Consider the following 1,875-nt stretch of genomic DNA (forward strand, 5'->3'; position numbering starts at 1 on the left):
CATATCGCTGATTTCGGCATTCAGGTCCTCGGCGGCAGCAGGGACTTCGCCGGCAGTCGGCGTCACAATCAACGTCCCGGCTTCAAGACGAACACCTTCGAGCTTTCCGGACCGTGCTCTATGCGCGAGGCGCTTCAGGTTGAAGTCGAGCATCTGGCGCGCTTCGGCAAGCCAAGCCGCGCCGTCACCCTGGACGCCCAATCCGAGCCGATCCTCTTCCTTCATGGTTGTGAACGTTGACCGAGGCATCAGATGCTCGTCGATCGGTCGGAACGATCGGCTGCCATCGACCCAGATATCCGCAGATCGAAGCCGGTCTCGCAAAGCCGCGAGCGTCGCAATCTCGTAGAGACGGCGATCAGGCTTTCCGTGTTCGAAGATGAGCCGACGATCAGCTCGGCTGAAATGGGTGATCGGGACGCGATCCGGGAGTGTCCGACGCCTCTCGGCATGGAGCCGTTTCAGCAGCGAAATTGCCGCAAGAAGCGGATCGTGTCGCCGCGCCGATTCGAACGTGAACGCCTGCAGGAACGCCCCTGCGTACTTGTTGACGGTCGCATATTGCTCGGCCGCCAAGGCCAAGGGTGACGCCTCGTTACCCTCGACCATCGACTCGAGTTCAGGCTTCATGCTCAGCAGCCGATGCCAGCCGACTTTCTGGTCGAGAACCTCCAATGCGTTCCGGCCATAGTCATTCGCAGACTGCAGAGCGGTAATCGTGTCGAGGAACATGCGCAGCGCCTTGGCGGTATCCGGCCTACACTCCATGTGTCGCTGTTTCTTGCGGTTATTGGCTCGCGAGAACAGCCGACCCATCAGCTTGATGAACATCGTCACGGCATCGTCGGTGAGCTTTTGTCCGAGCTTGATGACCTGCGCCACGATCAGAGCGTGCCGGCGGCTAGAGTTGAAATCGCTGGCCAGCCAGGCTGGCGTGGCGTTCCCCTCACGGATCATCTGGTCCCACCGTCCGGATGATATGCGCATCTGCAGTGTCGGATCGATTTCCAGCGTGCGCAGGAAGGCAATCCGTTCGGTCAGCCCGATCAGGTTCGACGCGCCCGGTGCTTCCGGCGCCGAGCGCAGCCAATGAAAGCGCGTTTGGCCGATCGACGAGTCAACCTCCAACAGCCTGTCCAATGATCTAAGCTGATCGGGCGGGATACGTTCGACGAGTTCTTTCTCAGCTCGTCGGCGGGCTATCGCGCGACCGCCGAGACCGATCTTCTCGATGGAATGCAGCGAGGGAAGGAGGGCGTGTCGCTTCCGGAACTCGGCAATGACTGCTGTCGCGATCGGTAACCCGTGATCGCCATTGGCCGCCGCATCGACTGCAGCCACAAGAGCCGCGCGACGATCGGCCCTAGAGGCGGTCCGGAGACCGAGATAGGCCATCAAAGACCGACTGTGATCGAAACGCGTCTGTATTCGGTTCGCATACAAGGCGTAGAGGCGCGCGTCGATGCCGAGCTGATCCGCAAGATAGGTAAGCACAGCCGCGGGTGGCTCCTCATTATCCCACAAGAGCCGCCCCGTTTGGCGCATAGTGCAGAGTTGGACCGCGAAGCCCAGCTTGTTCTGCGGTCGGCGGCGGAGTTCGCATTCCAACCGATCTGCCGGGTCGAGTGTAAAGTGGCGGATCAGACTATCCTCGTCTGTCGCTATGGCCAGAAGTATCGCCGCTTCCTTTGAGCTGACAAGCCGTCTTCTCCCCATTTGCGTTCTCCCTTGCCACACACCGACTTCAAGGGAAATTGGTCGCCATCAGCCGAATGTTTTCAACCGGCCGGGAAGCTTCATCTACAGATCAATCACGCGCGTTCGTGCTTCGTTCGGTCTTAGCGTGTCTGCGGGAACAGTTCTTGTTCCCACCCC

General features: G+C 60.1%; 1 protein-coding gene. It reads right to left on the minus strand.

All coding sequences use genetic code 11. The features are described 5' to 3' along the window. Positions 1 to 1,716 (minus strand): DUF4158 domain-containing protein (locus GTK01_RS20845; RefSeq protein WP_252929770.1); only part of this gene is annotated, 1,716 nt, incomplete at its 3' end. Positions 1,717 to 1,875 lie beyond the last annotated feature (159 nt).

It is taken from the genome of Aliihoeflea sp. 40Bstr573, assembly GCF_024105655.1.
Classification (GTDB): Bacteria; Pseudomonadota; Alphaproteobacteria; order Rhizobiales; family Rhizobiaceae; genus Aliihoeflea.